General features: G+C 58.7%; 12 protein-coding genes and 2 pseudogenes. 6 read left to right on the forward strand and 8 right to left on the reverse strand.

Features of this window, described 5'->3' with window-relative positions:
* Window positions 1-432: 432 nt before the first annotated feature.
* The gene (locus JJD66_RS19035; protein WP_198791634.1) at window positions 433-819 is read right to left on the reverse strand and encodes a TIGR03067 domain-containing protein; all 387 of its coding nucleotides are present in this window, start codon (window positions 817-819) and stop codon (window positions 433-435) included.
* 340 nt (window positions 820-1,159) lie between these two features.
* Here JJD66_RS19035 and JJD66_RS19040 point away from each other — a divergent pair, with 340 nt between their 5' ends.
* The gene (locus tag JJD66_RS19040; RefSeq protein ID WP_127882275.1) at window positions 1,160-2,485 is read left to right on the forward strand and encodes a Wzz/FepE/Etk N-terminal domain-containing protein; all 1,326 of its coding nucleotides are present in this window, start codon (window positions 1,160-1,162) and stop codon (window positions 2,483-2,485) included.
* Window positions 2,486-2,749: 264 nt separating this feature from the next.
* Entirely contained in the window at window positions 2,750-3,649 is a 900-nt protein-coding gene (lpxO, locus tag JJD66_RS19045; protein WP_200648762.1) for a lipid A hydroxylase LpxO, read from the forward strand.
* Window positions 3,650-3,667: 18 nt separating this feature from the next.
* Here the strand turns inward: lpxO and ligD are convergent, their stop codons facing one another.
* Both ligD and ku read right to left on the reverse strand, forming a co-directional pair.
* Window positions 3,668-6,187, reverse strand: coding sequence for a DNA ligase D (gene ligD / locus JJD66_RS19050; protein WP_200648763.1), 2,520 nt, complete (start codon window positions 6,185-6,187; stop codon window positions 3,668-3,670).
* A gap of 24 nt (window positions 6,188-6,211) precedes the next feature.
* On the reverse strand, window positions 6,212-7,051 hold the full coding sequence (ku, locus tag JJD66_RS19055) for a non-homologous end joining protein Ku (protein ID WP_057977282.1): 840 nt from the start codon (window positions 7,049-7,051) through the stop codon (window positions 6,212-6,214).
* Between the two features lie 185 nt (window positions 7,052-7,236).
* Between ku and JJD66_RS19060 the strand changes: the two genes are divergently transcribed.
* Both JJD66_RS19060 and JJD66_RS19065 read left to right on the forward strand, forming a co-directional pair.
* Window positions 7,237-7,545: a hypothetical protein gene (locus JJD66_RS19060; RefSeq protein ID WP_105226759.1), complete on the forward strand. Its 309-nt coding sequence runs from the start codon at window positions 7,237-7,239 to the stop codon at window positions 7,543-7,545.
* A gap of 12 nt (window positions 7,546-7,557) precedes the next feature.
* Complete coding sequence (locus JJD66_RS19065) at window positions 7,558-8,715, forward strand: PQQ-dependent sugar dehydrogenase (protein WP_200648764.1); 1,158 nt, start codon at window positions 7,558-7,560, stop codon at window positions 8,713-8,715.
* A gap of 172 nt (window positions 8,716-8,887) precedes the next feature.
* Here the strand turns inward: JJD66_RS19065 and JJD66_RS19070 are convergent.
* The 4 genes and pseudogenes from JJD66_RS19070 to JJD66_RS19085 form a co-directional block, all read right to left on the reverse strand.
* Window positions 8,888-9,052 (reverse strand): annotated as a pseudogene (locus JJD66_RS19070) (DUF1348 family protein); the annotation flags it as partial.
* A 192-nt stretch (window positions 9,053-9,244) separates the two neighbouring features.
* Window positions 9,245-9,408 (reverse strand): annotated as a pseudogene (locus tag JJD66_RS19075) (DUF1348 family protein); the annotation flags it as partial.
* Between the two features lie 192 nt (window positions 9,409-9,600).
* On the reverse strand, window positions 9,601-10,080 hold the full coding sequence (locus tag JJD66_RS19080) for a nuclear transport factor 2 family protein (protein WP_060764364.1): 480 nt from the start codon (window positions 10,078-10,080) through the stop codon (window positions 9,601-9,603).
* 54 nt (window positions 10,081-10,134) lie between these two features.
* The gene (locus JJD66_RS19085) at window positions 10,135-10,698 is read right to left on the reverse strand and encodes a TetR/AcrR family transcriptional regulator (RefSeq protein WP_200648765.1); all 564 of its coding nucleotides are present in this window, start codon (window positions 10,696-10,698) and stop codon (window positions 10,135-10,137) included.
* Between the two features lie 124 nt (window positions 10,699-10,822).
* Between JJD66_RS19085 and pssA the strand changes: the two genes are divergently transcribed.
* Window positions 10,823-12,166 (forward strand): CDP-diacylglycerol--serine O-phosphatidyltransferase, encoded by a 1,344-nt coding sequence (pssA, locus tag JJD66_RS19090; protein ID WP_198715460.1) that lies wholly within the window; start codon window positions 10,823-10,825, stop codon window positions 12,164-12,166.
* A 120-nt stretch (window positions 12,167-12,286) separates the two neighbouring features.
* Window positions 12,287-15,718: a hypothetical protein gene (locus tag JJD66_RS19095; RefSeq protein WP_200648766.1), complete on the forward strand. Its 3,432-nt coding sequence runs from the start codon at window positions 12,287-12,289 to the stop codon at window positions 15,716-15,718.
* Between the two features lie 55 nt (window positions 15,719-15,773).
* Here the strand turns inward: JJD66_RS19095 and efeO are convergent, their stop codons facing one another.
* Window positions 15,774-16,589, reverse strand: coding sequence for an iron uptake system protein EfeO (efeO, locus tag JJD66_RS19100; RefSeq protein WP_034127360.1), 816 nt, complete (start codon window positions 16,587-16,589; stop codon window positions 15,774-15,776).
* Window positions 16,590-16,600 lie beyond the last annotated feature (11 nt).

Here is a 16,600-nt window from a genome sequence, read left to right on the forward strand (position 1 = left end):
AAAATGCCGTGATCAAATCGGATAGCCACGTCTTATATGTCCACCTGTGGCGAGGGAGCTTGCTCCCGTAACGGCCTGCCAGCCACCGTCTATCTGCTTGACGCCCCGCGTTCCAACATGTGGGAGCACGCAAAAAAAAGCCCGCGAGGAGAGGGCGGGCCAAGTGATTCACTGGAGTAGGTAGGCCTGACCTTATAGGTCGAAAAGTGAAGGCCTTGTGAAAATGCCGTGATCAAATCGGATAGCCACGTCTTATATGTCCACCTGTGGCGAGGGAGCTTGCTCCCGTAACGGCCTGCCAGCCACCGTCTATCTGCTTGACGCCCCGCGTTCCAACATGTGGGAGCTGGCTTGCCTGCGATAGCGGTGTATCAGTGACAGATTAGTTGACTGACCCACCGCTATCGCAGGCAAGCCAGCTCCCACATTTGATCAAGACCGCCGCACAAAGGTGCGCATGGTTTGCCCAGGGCCGGTGCTGAATACAGTGGGCCTGGGCATGCCCTCATCCGCTGCGATAAACACGAAATCATCGCCGTCGAGCCGGTAACTGGCGGGGAGTTGCTTGCCTGCATCTTCGCCGATGGCGTCCGTCCAGGTGATGCTTTTGGGCGTGGTACTGGCGTCCAGTACGAACCGTCCCGCCAATAATATTTCGCCACTGACCGTGGTCACTTCGAAGCGATCCCCCGCAATTGTCGTCATCGCTCCCGGTGCGCTGTGGGCATCCACGGGGTTGAGCACGCCACTGTCTTCAAGGGCTGTTTGTTCCCATGTGCCTTGCAGTGCGTGAAAGTCCGAGGCTGAAAGCGGTGACATGCAAACTCCTTATTGCTGTTCAAAAAAATGTTCAATTGTATTGAGGCTGCCACTGTCCCACATGAAGGCGAAATTTTTTTCTTTATAAGACAGGCATTTGACAGCTTTTTCATGTTGGATTGACTACGCTTGCAGCCAGATTAGTCTGATATGGCTGTGTGATTTTGCTTACTCACCGAAATGAAACCGAAATAATCCCTAAGTCTGTGGGATATTTCAGAGGACTGAGTGGTCACATCGCCATCGATCAGCCGTATTCAGGGCGTTGTCCCTGATTTTCGAAGTCATACAGACTTATGAAAGTGATGGCCTTTTAGTATTATTTTAAGGTGTTCTTATTTTGAATCGAACTTCCCCGCTCCCGCCTTCCGCAGCGTCTGACGAAATTGATTTGTTCGAATTGTTTCACGCCATCTGGCGACAAAAGAAGCTGGTGATCGGGTGTACGCTTTTAGCAGGGGTGTTGGGTGCGGGGTATGCCTTCCTGGCACCCAAGACCTATGAGGTCAGCAGTGTGTTACGGCCTGCGGCTATCAACGAGCTGGACGCCTTGAACCGTTCGGAAGTGTATAAGTTGCCGCCTGCCGATGCGCTGCTGAAAGTGGGCGCGCAGTTGGATTCCTATGATGCGCGCCTGGGGTTCTTCAAGGATCATGAGGAGTTGTTCAAGGCGTTCAAGAAACCGGGGCAAACCCTTGAGCAGAGCTTTGAGGCGTTCAACCGCAATTCCGTCAATCTGATTCTGCCCGACCCCAAGAAATCCGATTCATTGAGCAGTTATATCCGTCTGGAGCTGCAATACCCGACCGACGTCGATGGTGTCGCGATCCTCAACGGTTTTGTGGACTACGCCATTGCCGCCGAGCGTCAGCAGGTGGGTGCCGACCTGAAGGTTATCGTCAATAACCGCTTGAGCGAGCTCAAGGGCAAGATCGACGCTGCCCGCGCCAACTACGATACCGATAAAGAATCGAAAATCGCCAAGCTGCTGGAAGCTGACCGGCTCAAGCGTGCCCAACTGCAGGATGAACTCAGCGCCCTGCGCCTGCAGATGAAGATGGAACGCACCAACCGCCTCGCCGAGTTGGCCGAAGCTATCAGCATTGCCAAGTCCATGGGCATTCGTACACCAACAACGCCGTCCTCAATGGCCGACTCCACCCGCACGGGTTCGAGCCAGGTCATGCGGACTGAGGTGAACAACCAGAAGATCCCGCTGTATTTCATGGGGACCGAGGCGCTGGAAGCCGAACGCGCTGCATTGCAGCAGCGTACCAGCGACGATTTCACCAACCCGCGCATTGCCGAGATCGGCAAAGACCTGCAACTGCTGGAAAGCAACCGCGAGGTTGAGGTACTGCGCAAGCGTGGCAATGAAGACATCTTCTTGCAGGACGTCGAGCCGCTTCGCGCTGAAGTCGCCAGGTTGCGTGGTTTGAATATCGATATGAGCAACCTCAAGCTGGTGACGATTGACCGTCGAGCCCAGGAGCCTCTGTCACCGATAAAGCCGAAAAAGCCGCTGGTTATCGCGTTGAGCCTCGTCGGTGGCCTGTTGCTGGGCCTGATGATTGCGCTGATCCGCTACTTGGTGCGCAACCGCACTCAGGCCGTGCCCTATACGGCATTAGGGGATCGCCGCGAGGGTAAAGATTCGCCGCTTTAACCCTTCAAACGCCCTCAAACAGGCAGGCTCAAGGGCCTGCCTGCTCCTACCCCCATCACACTCAATAGACAGCTTTTCACAATTCTTAGTTAACCTTTGGTTACAAAGTGTGGCTAAATAACTGCCAATGGTCGCACGCAGGTGGTTATCCCGCCAGCCGTGTCACCTGTATGTGAATTGTGATTTCAGGTGCTGCTTATCCATCCTCGGCCGTTGTGGGCCCGCAGGAGCAGCCTGTTCTCTCCCTGACGTGTGACGAATCCCTTGAAACTCATCATTGTTGCTCTCTACGTTGCTTCCATTGCGTATGTACACCTGCGCGGTCGGGTGCGACACAAGCTGGGTCGCCAACTTAGCGATCACTCGACGTTCCTGGCGCCGATCAACTGTTTCCTGTACCTGTTCTCCAAGCAGCCCAGCCGTCCCTACCTCTCGCCCAGCGACTTTCCAGACCTGAGCCCATTGCAGGAGCACTGGGAAGAGATCCGCGAAGAAGGCCAGAATCTGATGCGGGCGGGTGAGATCAAACGCTCGGAGCAATACAACGACGTAGGGTTCAACTCGTTTTTCAAGACCGGCTGGAAGCGTTTCTACCTCAAGTGGTACGGCGACAGTCACCCCTCGGCGATGAAGCTGTGCCCACGCACCACCGAGCTGGTGCAAAGCATCGGCTCGATCAAGGCCGCGATGTTCGCCGAACTGCCACCGGGCTCCAAGCTGGTGCGTCACCGCGACCCGTATGCGGGCTCGTACCGCTATCACCTGGGGCTGGATACGCCTAACGATCCAGGCTGCTACATCAACGTGGACGGCGAAAGCTATTACTGGCGCGACGGCGAGGCGGTGATGTTCGACGAGACCTACATTCACTACGCGGAAAACACCACCCAACAGAACCGCATCATTCTGTTCTGTGATATCGAACGGCCGATGAAGTACCGCTGGGCGGCTGCGTTCAACCGCTGGTTCAGCCGCAATGTGATGGCGGCCGCGGGTTCGCCCAACGATGAGGGTGACAAGACCGGCGGCCTCAACCGTGCCTTCACCCGGCTGTACAAGATTCGCCTGCGTGGCAAGGAGCTCAAAAAGCGCAACCGCACGCGCTACTACCTGGAAAAGTGGGCGATCTTTGCCGGTCTGGCGCTGATCTTCATTCTTATCTGACCTGGCTCAGGGCGCGGATCACCCAGGGGGTTGCGCGCCCAACTTGTCCCACATTTTTTTGCTGATCTTCTGCCGATTGGCATACCCCGCCCACGGGTCGTCCTTCAAAGCCTGCAACCGCTGGTGCAGGTTCGCCACTGTCCACTGTTGGGCGCCGCGCAATCCTTTCAACTCCTCTCGACTCACCGGCACCGACACTGGCAGGCCCGGGCGGGCCCGCACTGAATACGCCGCCACAGTACTGGCGCCGCGGGCGTTGCGCAGGTAATCGATAAATATCTTGCCTACGCGGTTCTTGGGGCCACTGGTGGCGGTAAAGCGTTCGGGCAGTTGGCGGGTCATGAATTGGGCAATGGCTTTGGCGAATGCCTTGACGGTGTCCCAGTTATCGCGCCGGGCCAATGGCACGATCAAGTGCAGGCCCTTGCCGCCGCTGGTTTTGACGAAAGCTTGCAAGCCCAGCTCATCAAGTACCGACAGGGTCAGTTGGGCCGCTTCCAGCATGGCTTTCCAGGGCAAGGCCGGGTCCGGATCGAGATCGAGCACAAACAGGTCGGGCGTTTCAATCTTGTCTGCGGTAGCGCTCCAGGTGTGAAACTCGACCGTACCCATTTGCACCGCACCGACCAGTGCGTCCACGCTGTCTATTTCCATCAGGCGGGCATGGCCCGGATCCAGCGCCGGGTCCAATTGCTTGATGTGGGGGATTGCCATGCGCTCTGAGTGTTTCTGGAAGAACTGCTCACCTTCGATCCCTTCTGGCGCGCGCAGCAGGGACACGGCACGTGCGCGCAGAAAGGGCAGGATCCATTCGCTGATATCGGTGTAGAACTGTGCCAATTGCTGTTTTTGCGCGCCGCTGTGCTTGTCGATAATGCGCTCGGGGTGAGTGATTTTCACGTTCTTCACCGTTGCCTGCGCTTTACCGGCTTTCGATGTTTCGGGTGCCTTGACCGACTTGGCCGCGCGCGGCTGTTCATGAATAATCTGCGAGGCTGGCTTGTCGGTGCGCAGGCCGACAAACGCGGCCTGGCGTACCACGCCTTCACGGGTCCATTCGGCAAATTGCACTTCGCCTACCAGGCTCGGCTCAACCCAATGCACGCCGCGGGCCTGGGCACTGGTCAATGGCTTTTGCAGTGGCGAGTCCTTGCGCTCGAGCGGCGTGAGCTTGGCATAGATAGTTTTCAACGCCGCCTGATCAAAGCCCGTGCCCACGCGCCCGGCATATACCAGGCCGGTGTCATCGTTGACCGCCAACAGCAGCGCCCCAAAGCCGCTGCGCGAACCTTGGGGGCGGGTGTAGCCGACAATCACGAACTCCTGGCGCAGGCGGCATTTGAGCTTGATCCAGTCGGCACTGCGCCGCGACACGTAGGGGCTGCCGGCGCGCTTGCCGATCACGCCTTCGAGCGCCAGGTCACAGGCGCTCTCGAAAATATCGCGCTGGCTGGCGGCAAAGGCTTCGGAGAAGCGCAGCAGTTTGCTTCGGCTGGCGGACAGTGCGGATTTAAGCGCAGCCCGACGCTCTTCGACCGGCTCTTCGCGCTGGTCGCGGCCATTCAAAAAGGGTGCATCGAACAGGTAATAGACGATGTCCAGGCTGCGGCCGATATCGAATGCGTTTTGCAGCGCCTGGAAATCCGGCAGCCCGTCACCATTGAGGCTGACCACTTCGCCGTCCAGCCAACTGTCTTTGAGTTTGAGGGCTTGCAAAGCTTTGCACTGACGCGGCAGGCGCTCGGTCCAGTCGTGGCCGTTGCGGGTGAACAGGCGCACTTCACCGTCGCGAATGCGCGCCATGATGCGGTAGCCGTCGAACTTGATTTCGTAGCGCCAATCACCTTCGGGGGCGCGGTCGACCAAGGTTGCCAGTTGGGGGGCAAACTCGTCAGGCAGGGCAGCGTTGCGCTTGGGCGCTTTGGTTTTTGGCGCGGCCTTGGGTTTGGCCTTGGCCTTGGCTTTTGGCTTGCCCACGACCGCGTCGCTGAGCACGCTGGCGGGCTCGGCCTCGACAATATCGAACTCAGAGGCCGGGCGCGCCTGCTGATCGTTTTCCTTGATCAACAGCCACTGCTCCTTGTCACCGCTGCCCTTGAGGCGGGTACGTACCAGCGCCCAGTCACCGGAGAGTTTCTCACCCACCAGAGTGAATTTGAGTTTACCCGCCGCGTAGGTTTTGCGCGGGTCATCGTGGGGTTGCCAGATGCCTCGGTCCCACACGATTACATCCCCCGCACCGTATTGGCCGGTGGGGATACTGCCCTCGAAACTGCCATAGCTCAGTGGGTGGTCTTCAACATGCACCGCCAAACGTTTCTGGCTCGGGTCCAGGCTTGGGCCCTTGGGCACCGCCCAGCTCAACAACACGCCATCCAGTTCCAGGCGAAAGTCGTAATGCAGGTTGCGCGCATCATGCTTTTGAATCACAAAGCTCAGGGCCGAAGCGTTACGTTTGCTGGCGGGGGAGCTGCCGGCGGGTTCGGCGGTGATCTTGAAATCGCGCTTGCGGTTGTACTCGCTCAGGGGCTTTGCCATGTCGTTCTCCCGTCTATGGCAGGCTCAAGAGGCCTTGTTATTGGACTTTTTCGCGACGCTCTTTTTCGCCGCAGGTTTACCCGCCAGGCTGCGTTTGAGCAGTTCGGTCAGGTCGATGACATCCGCGGATTTTCGCTCTTCGCCGCCTTCGGCCGTTTCCACATCTTCGATCTTGCCGGCCTTGGCCTTCTTCGCCACCAGCGCCCTGATCTTGTCCTGGAAGCTGTCACGGTACTCATCGGGCTGCCAATCGGCGCTCATGTCTTCCACCAGGCGCTTGGCCATGTCCAATTCACCTTTGGCCAGGGTCGGCTTTGTCACATCGCTGCCCAATTCCAACTCATCCAGGCTGCGCACTTCGGCGGGCCAGCGCAGCATGACCAGCACCAGCGCCGACTCCAGCGGCATCAGCGCAGCCAGGTGTTGCTTGGTGTGCAGCACCACATTGGCCAGGGCGACCTTGCCGGTTTTTTTCAGCGCTTCGCGCAGCAGTGCATAGACCTTGCCGCCGCGTTTATCCGGGGCGAGAAAGTAGGGCGTGTCGATGTTTTGCAGCGGGATCTGGTCGCTGGCGACGAAGGCGATGATTTCGATGGTCTGGGTGGACTTGGGGTGGGCCGAGCGAATTTCGTCTTCGCTGAGCACCACATAGCGTCCTTTTTCAAAGGCCACGCCCTTGACGATATTGTCCTTGGTGACTTCCTTGCCGGTGGTTTTGTTGATGCGCTTATAGCCCACCGGGTCCATGCTGCGCTTGTCCAGCCAGTCGAAGTCGACGCCTTGTGAAGAGGTCGCCGAGACCAGAGATACCGGGATGTGAACCAAGCCGAAACTGATGGCGCCTTTCCAGATTGCCCGTGGCATAGGTGTGATTCCTCAACGAAGAGCCTGTGTGCTGGTGACTCGCAGAGCACGGCAAAAGTTTCGGCGGATAGATGCTCGGACAGATCGTGTTACACCTGATGAGAAACTATTTAGTGTCGCAACGCGAACCCACGGCGTAGCGTGTTATCGAAAGCACGTAGTACTTGGCATAGAGAGGTTTGGCCATGAACCGTTGTGTACGTCATCTTGCAGCATTGGCGCTGGGCCTGGCCCTTGCGCCATTGGCCCAGGCGCAAAACCTGCCAGGGCGTAGCGACTACGGCCCTATTCACCGGGCCAACCCCAATAGCATGCAGGGCACCCAGCCCAATGCACCGGCGGTTCGCAGTATCCAGCCTGTCCCGGCAAACCCGCGGCCGACGCTGGAAAACGGCGGCATCGGCAACCGCTACCCCAAGCAGGAGGCGGCCCCCAGCCGACCAGCCACCGCACCCAAAGCGCCCACCTATGATGCCAACGGCAATCGCCGCTAAGGATTTCGCCTTATGTTTGTACGTAAAACCTTGTTAGCCGCCCTGTGCGCCAGCGCGTTGCTGCCTTTGAGCGCGGTGTATGCCGCCGATAGCCAACAGTTCCCCAGCGAGCAAGGCAGCATCACCGCCACGCCGGTTGCCAAGGGCCTTGACCATCCGTGGGCACTGGCGTTTTTGCCGGACCAGCAAGGTTTCCTGGTGACCGAACTGCCTGGAAACCTGCGTTTTGTCAGCCCGGACGGCAAGCTGTCTGCGCCCTTGAAGGGCGTGCCGCAGGTATGGGCCAAAGGGCAGGGTGGGTTGCTGGATGTGGTGCTGTCGCCAGACTTCAAGCAAGACCGCCTGGTTTACCTGTCGTACGCCGAAGGCGGCGGCGAGGGTGGCAAGGCCGGCACAGCCGTAGGGCGTGGGCGTTTGGCGGCCAACTTGAGCGGCTTGGAGGACTTCAAGGTGATACTGCGCCAGGAGCCCAAGCTGTCTACTGGCAACCACTTCGGCTCGCGCCTGACCTTCGACCGTGATGGCTACCTGTTCGTGACCCTGGGGGAGAACAACGACCGCCCCACGGCCCAAGACCTGGACAAGCTGCAAGGTAAAGTGGTGCGCATCTACCCGGATGGGCGCGTGCCGGATGACAACCCCTTTGTCGGTCAACCCGGCGTGCGTCCGGAGATCTGGTCCTACGGGCAGCGTAACCCCCAGGGGCTGGCCCTGAACCCCTGGAGCGGCACGATCTGGGAACATGAACACGGGCCCCGTGGCGGCGACGAAGTCAATATCATCGAGCGTGGCAAGAACTACGGTTGGCCGTTGGCAACCCATGGCATCAACTATTCCCTGCTGCCGATTCCCGAAGCCAAGGGCAAAACGGCAGAGGGCACAGTGGCGCCCCATCATGTCTGGGAGAAATCGCCGGGCATCAGTGGCATGGCGTTCTACGACGCCGACCGATTCAAGGCATGGCAGCACAACCTGTTTATCGGCGCGCTGGCCAGCCAAGAGCTGATTCGGTTGCAGTTCGAGGGGGACAAGGTGATCCACGAAGAACGCTTGTTGGGCGAATTGAAAGCGCGAATTCGCGATGTGCGGCAGGGGCCGGATGGCTTTCTGTATGTGCTGACCGATGAGGATGACGGCGTGTTGTATCGGGTTGGGCTGAATCAGGACTAGAAATGTGGGGGCTGTTAGCAGACGTTGATCCAATTGATGCCCCGCGATCCAAGTGTGGGCGCTGGCTTGCCTGCGAAGGCGGTGTGTCAGGCGCTGAATCTGTTACTGCACGACCGCTTTCGCAGGCAAGCCAGCTCCCACATTGGATCTCATTCGGTCTGCAGAGTCGGGGTTATAGCCCCAGCTCTGATAGGCCCGGATGCTCATCCGGGCGCCGCCCCAGCGGCCAATGGAACTTGCGTTCGCTTTCCTTGATTGGCATATCGTTGATGCAGGCAAAGCGGTTGGCCATCAAGCCGTTCTCGTCGAATTCCCAGTTTTCGTTGCCGTAGGTCTGGCTGAATCAGGACTAAACGTGTGGGAGGGCGCTGACAGCAGACGCTGATCTAATTGATGCCCCGCGATCCAAGTGTGGGAGCTGGCTTGCCTGCGAAGGCGGTGTTTCAGGCGCTGAATCTGTTACTGCACGACCGCTTTCGCAGGCAAGCCAGCTCCCACATTGGATCTCATTCGGTCTGCAGAATCGGGGTTATAGCCCCAGCTCTGACAGGCCCGGATGCTCATCCGGGCTCTGCCCAGCGGCCAATGGAATTTGCTCTCGCTCTCTTTGATCGGCATATCGTTGATGCAGGCAAAGTGGTTGGCGATCAAGCCGTTCTCGTCGAATTCCCAGTTTTCGTTGCCGTAGGTCTGGCTGAATCAGGACTAAACGTGTGGGAGGGCGCTGACAGCAGACGCTGATCTAATTGATGCCCCGCGATCCAAGTGTGGGAGCTGGCTTGCCTGCGAAGGCGGTGTGTCAGGCGCTGAATCTGTTACTGCACGACCGCTTTCGCAGGCGAGCCAGCTCCCACATTGGATCTCATTCGGTCTGCAGAGTCGGGGTTATAGCCCCAGTTCTGACAGGCCTGGATGCTCATCCGGGCGCCGCCCCAGCGGCCAATGGAACTTGCGTTCGCTTTCCTTGATTGGCATATCGTTGATGCAGGCAAAGCGGTTGGCCATCAAGCCGTTCTCATCGAACTCCCAGTTCTCATTGCCGTACGAGCGAAACCAGTTACCCGAATCATCGTGCCATTCATAGGCGTAGCGCACGGCGATGCGGTTATCCGTGAAGGCCCACAACTCCTTGATCAGTCGATAATCCAGCTCCTTGGCCCATTTGCGGCTCAGGAATTGCTTGGCTTCTTCGCGGTTATGGGCAAATTCGGCGCGGTTACGCCAGTTCGTATCCAGGGTGTAGGCCAGAGACACGCGTTGTGGGTCGCGGGAGTTCCAGCCGTCTTCCGCCAGGCGGACTTTTTCGATGGCCGAATCGCGGGTAAACGGCGGCAGGGGTGGACGGACTTCTTCTTGGGCTGACATGGGCGGCTCCTCAAAGTAATTAAGGTTGGGTCGAAAGTTGCCTGGTCTGTGAGTTCAAAGTTGCAGTAAGGTCCGCGCCATGCATTGCGCATTATCGGCAGCTGTTGAATCACCCATGACCAGAGCGACGGTAATGGCACCATCGATCAGGATCAGCAGTTGCGCGGCCTGCTGCTCCGGGTCGGGAGTGCCATGTGCTTGGCACAGTTCAAGTGCGTACTCGAACAGTTTGCGTTTATGGGCCTTGGCCAACAGGCGCACCGGGTCCTGGGCGTCGCCGGTTTCACCGCTGGTGTTGATAAAGGCGCAGCCGCGAAAGTCCGCCGAGCCGAACCAGCGCTTGAGCGCGCTGAACAGCTCCAGCAGGCGCTCGCCGCTGTCGTCGCTGCGTTCCACTTCGCTGCGCAGCCACTGCATCCAGCGCTCGTCGCGGCGTTGAAGGGCAGCAATCACCAACTCATCCTTGTTGGCGAAGTAGCGGTAGATACTCTTTCTCGACACACCGGCGGTTTTCACCAGTAAGTCCATGCCGGTGGCAGCAATGCCGTGGCGATAGATCAATTTCTCGGTGACGTCGAGGATGATGTCGCGGGTTTCATTCTGAGTGATATCGTTCATGTTTCGCACAGTAGAACGATCGTTCTTCATGGTCAACTGGTTTTTTGAATTGCCCACTGCGAGACCTGAGCAGCCTCATGGTGTAAGCTTTAGGCCTCTTCGGATTCGACCCATTGCGAGCCCTATGCCGTCGTTCTTCAAACGCTCCCTGTTGCCCAAGCTGCGCGGTTTCCCGTTGTCCAACGAGGCCATTGAGGTGCTGCCCAGCACCGACGCCTACCGTCGCTGCTTGTTGGAGAAAATCGCCCAGGCCACGCGGCGTATCTACATCGTTGCCTTGTACTTGCAGCAGGATGAGGCGGGGCAGGAAATCTACGACGCGCTACATGCCGCCAAGGCCGCACGGCCCGAACTGGACATCGTGGTGATGGTTGATTGGCTGCGCGCCCAGCGCGGGTTGATCGGCGCGGGCAAGCAACCGGGCAACAGCGCCTGGTACCAGGCGATGACCCAGCGCCACGCCACCGAAGTACCGGTGTACGGCGTGCCGGTGCAAACCCGCGAGCTGTTCGGCGTGTTGCACCTCAAGGGTTTCGTGATCGATGACAGCGTGCTGTACAGCGGCGCCAGCCTGAACAATGTGTACCTGCACAAGTTCGATAAATACCGCTTCGACCGTTACCATCTGATCCATAGCCAACCCTTGGCCGATTCGATGCAGCACCTGGTGGAGCACGGCCTGGTGGCGTCCAAGGCCGTGCATCGCCTGGACCTGCCGAACCCGCCCACCACTCGCAGCCTGCGCAACGATATCGGCGACCTGCGCAGCCGTCTCAAGCATGCGGCCTACGACACTACGGCCGGGCAGTTGCCCAACGGCCATCTGTCGGTCAGCCCATTGCTGGGCGTCGGCAAGAACAACCCGTTGAGCCGGGTAATCCTCGAATTGATCGCCAGCGCCCAGCAGCAACTGACTATTTGCACGCCGTATTTCAACCTCCCATTGCCGGTGACCCGTGAGATCAACCGCGCTCTGGCACGCGGTGTGAAGATCGACATCGTGGTGGGCGACAAGACCGCCAACGATTTCTACATTCCGCCCACCGAACCTTTCAAGGTGATTGCGGCGTTGCCGTACCTGTACGAGATCAGTCTGCGACGCTTTGCCAAGCGGCATCAGCCGATGATCAACAGCGGCCAGTTGAACCTGCACTTATGGCGCGACGGCGATAACACCTACCATGTAAAGGGCATGTGGGTGGATGAGCGCTACACCTTGCTCACTGGCAACAACCTCAACCCTCGGGCGTTTCGCCTCGATTTGGAAAACGGCTTGCTGATCGATGATCCACAAGGGCAGTGGCTAGCGCCGCGGCGTACCGAGTTGGCCCAGATCTTCCAGCACGTAACCCGTATCGAGGGCTACCAACAGTTGCAAACGCTGGTGGATTATCCACCCGCGGTGGGCAAGTTCCTGCGCCGGGTCAGTCGAGTGCGCATCGAGCGGTTGCTGTACCGTATTCTGTAGGACTGTTTTCACCGCCTTAGGAGTTTACCTACTCGCATAGCTTGCGTTGGTTGCTACGTTACTTCTCGACGGTTCTTAGGACGAGAACTCTGCCCTTGATTGGTTCAGAGGAAAACAGACATGTCGAGTATCAGCCCTAGTCGCGACACCCTTGCGTTTACGCCGCCGCTACATTCTGTGAGCCCGGCGGCAAACGCCTTCCCCGATCCCGTTGTTCGCAGCAAGCGCGAAGCAGCCTCAAATCCTGCTGTAGATAGTCCCCGCCGATGGACGCTGCAACCTGTGCCCTTGGCGTCGAGCGAGGGTGATCAGCGCCTGCGTAACGAGCTGGCGACATCAGCCACGCGCCACGCGTGGGATTCCCTCGTCCAGATCCCCACCGACAGCACTTTCTACGCAGGCTTTGCCGCTTTGCGCAGTGCGTTCAATACTGATGAAGTCAAGGCGTGGATTATGAGCAAAGGCATGGCCCTGGACACCGTGGTGGTAAAACCGGATTCGATCACAGGGCTGGTCTTAAGCGGTCGCGTGGGAACGCGAAAGACGTTCACTCTGAACGACGATTCTGGCTGGTGGCAGGTCGGGGCCCGATTGCGCGCCGCTGCCACGGCGCTGGATAGGGCGGGTAATGGGGGGGCTTATGTGCCGGAACAGTCCGACCGGTTTTCTCGCAATGCTGTCTTGCAGTGGCATGACATCACCCCGCCAAAGAATGCCGATGAGTTGGCGTTGGTGCGTGGACATCTGTTGGCGGAGGAATGGTCCGGTTGGTCAACCGAGACAAAAGGCCGGCTGCAGGGCAGCAGCCTTGCGGCAAGAAAAACCATCGACCGGTTGGATGAGCGTCAATACCTGGCAGGTTGCCTGGCTGATCTGGTTCGCAATCGACCCGACGACGAAGAGGTGTCGCTGGCCGATGCGCAGACGCCGATCGGCGCCACGTCGGTGCTTGCCACAGACGGTGCCGACAAGGCAGCCGTGCGTGATGTACTGATTTCTCACGGCTTCCTCGTACCCAAGACCGCGAAGGAAGTGCGCAATGTCATTCGCTGGTTGCAAGCTGCGGTGGCGCCTGCCCCCGCGCTGGGTAATTACGCGCAATTGCTTGCACGACCATGGGCACCGGGCATGTTGTCTGAAAATGACAAACGTTTGGTAGCTCAGTTCATGCGCGACGATGCCATCAGCCGCAGCGAACCGAGTCTATTGCGCGCCTTGGATTTTCGCGGCGTACTCGATGAGCACACCCCGCAAGAAGTGCCTGCCAACGCCGACAAGATACTGGAGCGGATCCTCGACCACCCGTCAGCCCTGAACTGGGGCAAGGCCGCTGCTCGCAGTCTGTATTTTCAGGGCACGTCCGGTACTTATGACTTATCGACCCTCGAAGCCAAGCAGTGGGAACTCACGGCGGCTCTGCTGCAGATCGACCCCGAGATGCCTCGGCGCCCTGGAAACGTTGCCGGTTATGACATCTATCAGCCCGCCAACAGTGGACGGACGATGGCGTCGGTACGCGCTGAAATCGAGACCCAACTGGCTCAGAACACCTTGCTCGATCCAAAGACGGTACCGCTGGCCGCGCATCTGTTGTTGGCCAGTAGCGCGCCCGAGTTTCTGGTCCGGGATATCCCTTCCACGATGCGGATAGGCTCGGTGGAATGGGCCGACTTTCGCCTGGGGGTCACGTTTGCCGAGCGTCAAGGTGGGCCTGGTTGCTCGCGGCGCATGAGCTACACCGAAATTATGGGGCTCAGCCGGCTGAGCACCAGTACGCCGGGCGAAGCGGCGGTATTGGATAATTATGGGATCGACGTGTTACTCGATTGGGGCTTGATGCGCGGGCTTTATGAAAAGCCAGTGGATGGCCGCTACACACAGCAGCACCATCTGCAGGCCATCACGGCTTTCAATGAGGAGTGCGAGCAACTCGTTTATGCGTTGGAGCAGTTCAACCTGCCGCTGCCTATACGAGAAGACTCGGCGATCAGGAACTTGCAGACAGTATTTCCAGGCCTGAGCGCGGAACAGTTGAAAGCTATGCGGGTATACATCGCAGACCCGGATGAACGCCGCAACATGAAGCTGTCCGAGCCGAGAACGCGTACGCTGATCGAGACGTACATGACCGGCGACCTTACAAGGGACCGGTGGATGCTGCTGGCGCCCGGGGAGCAGCCGCCACAACCAGCCCGGCGCACCTCTCCATTTGTCATACCGCGGCTGAGCGCATCCGACCAGGCAGCCGTTGATGCCAACGTGCAAGCGTTGAACGCCAGGATCGCCCATTTACCGGATGTGCAGGCCCAGTTGCCCGGTGAAGTCGATGCCTACCTGGACAAACTCAAGCAGGGTTTGAGCATCGCCACAAGACGCATGATCGCCCAACTGCCGTTGGCTGATCGCCAAGCCTTGGAGTGGGGGGACGTGGACCTGTTTGCCTTGCGCGAGGCAACCGATAGCGTGCCTGAGATAGATGTAACACCGGAGCAGGTGGAGGAGCGCAGAGGGCGAAAGGGCACGCTGATACGCTGTAATTACAACGGGGTAATCAGCTACTTCGAGGTGTTCCCGGACAAGCTGTTGATCGTCAAGCGCGAAGACCTGCCGCGTGATTTGGCCCTCGGGGGGACCTTTCAAACGGTGCCGAAGACGTATGGGCCTTGGGCGGTGTCAGAGCTTCCCGTGCGGCTGGGCGCGGTGGAACCATTTGATTTTGCCGCTTACAGCTCCAATGCCTTGCCCAGGCCCGGTGTGACCTCGCCAGGTGTCATTATTGATAAGCTGGGCGAGACCCTGCACGCTACGCCGGTCTCTGTACAGGGCGAGGCATCCAACCAGGTGCCTAACAGTTTTTCGTCGCCCCGCACCCGGTCAATTGTCGATCGGATCATGCAGGGCAATTTTATCCATCATCGTGCCAGCGTGCTGAAGGTCGCGCACGGCATGTTGCCGCTGGAACAAAAGCGCGAAATGTTGCGCCGCAACGACAGTATTTTGTTGAGCATGATCCCGTTTGTCGGGGCCGTCATTGACCTGACCAAAGGCAACATCGTTGAAGGGATGCGCGGGCTGATCATCGACACCGCCGGGGCATTCGCAGGTGGGGCATTTGGAACCTTGAAACCGCTCGTCAAGTCCACAAAAGCTGTGGCTCCCTTCGGCGTCAAGGCGTTTCGCGTACTGGAAAAGGGGGTTGAGGTGGTCAGTGGCTTCTTGAACCCACTGGATGGCGCGGCAGATTTGATGGCCGCTGGAGGGAAAGGGCTCGTCGCGCTGCCTAAAGCGTTAGGCAGGGCATCGAACCCCTCAGTGCTTTTAAAGCTTGGCGTGGTGGAAGAAAAACTGCGCACTTGCCTGGGTGTATCAAACCAGTTGCAGGCGCCGCACAATGTCCAGGAGCAGGCGGTTCAGCCTGCTATTCACAACGGACACAATCATTCGATACCGGTGTACGCGGTACAGACCGATGGACGTTGGTACGCGACCCATCCAAAGACCGGGTTACCGACCGGTACGCCGCTGGACGGGTTTAAAGCACTGCCCGCATGACGACCTGAAATACTCAGGCAGCGCCCTCGCCGTGACGTACGGGGGGCGCTTTCGATCAGTTGAGTCCCAACTTCCCACGCAAAGTGGACAAATCTTCCGCCAGTGTATTGACCGGGCCCACTAAAGCCTTACGGTCGTTTTCCTTGACTTTGTCGTAGGTCTCGAAGCCGCCATCCGAGGTCTTGTATTTGGCCAGGATCTTGTCCACGGCGGCGAAGTTTTTATCGACCTTGGCCAAAAATGCCTTGTCTTGGTGGTCGATCTGGCCACGGAACAGGTCGACGATTTTCTTTGCACCGTCGATGTTGCCTTGGAAGTCGTACAGGTCGGTATGGCTGTAACGGTCTTCCTCACCGGAAATCTTGGTGGCGGCGACTTCCTCAAGCAGCGCTGCGGCGCCGCCGACGACTTTTTCCGGCGGGAAGGTCAGGCCGTCAACCCGGGTTTTCAGGTCCAGCACGTCCTTGTTGAGTTTATCGGCCAGGGCGGCGAGGCCCTGGGTGGTGTTCTCGGAGAACAGGCTGTACTCGATGCGGTGGAAACCGGTGAAGTCTTCGGCCTTCACGCCTTTCTCGTGATCGTCGACGCGTGAGTCGATGGACGCGTCGAGGTCGCTGAACAGCTCGGCGATCGGCTCGATGGACTCATAGTGCACGCGAGTCGGCGCGTAGAGCTTCTTGGCGGTGGCCAGGTCGCCTTTATTGATGGCGTCAGTAAACGCCTGGGTCTGGGTGACCAGCTCAGCGATTTCTTCGGTGACGTAGATTTTGTAATCCGACACCGGGCCCACCAGGTCCAACGGCGCCGTAGCGGCGAAGCTTGCCAGTGGCGAAAGGCTGAGTAACAACAACGCGATAGACGACTTCTTCATGGGAGACATTC

The organism is Pseudomonas sp. MF6751 (assembly GCF_016613265.1).
Taxonomy (GTDB): domain Bacteria; phylum Pseudomonadota; class Gammaproteobacteria; order Pseudomonadales; family Pseudomonadaceae; genus Aquipseudomonas; species Aquipseudomonas fluorescens_BV.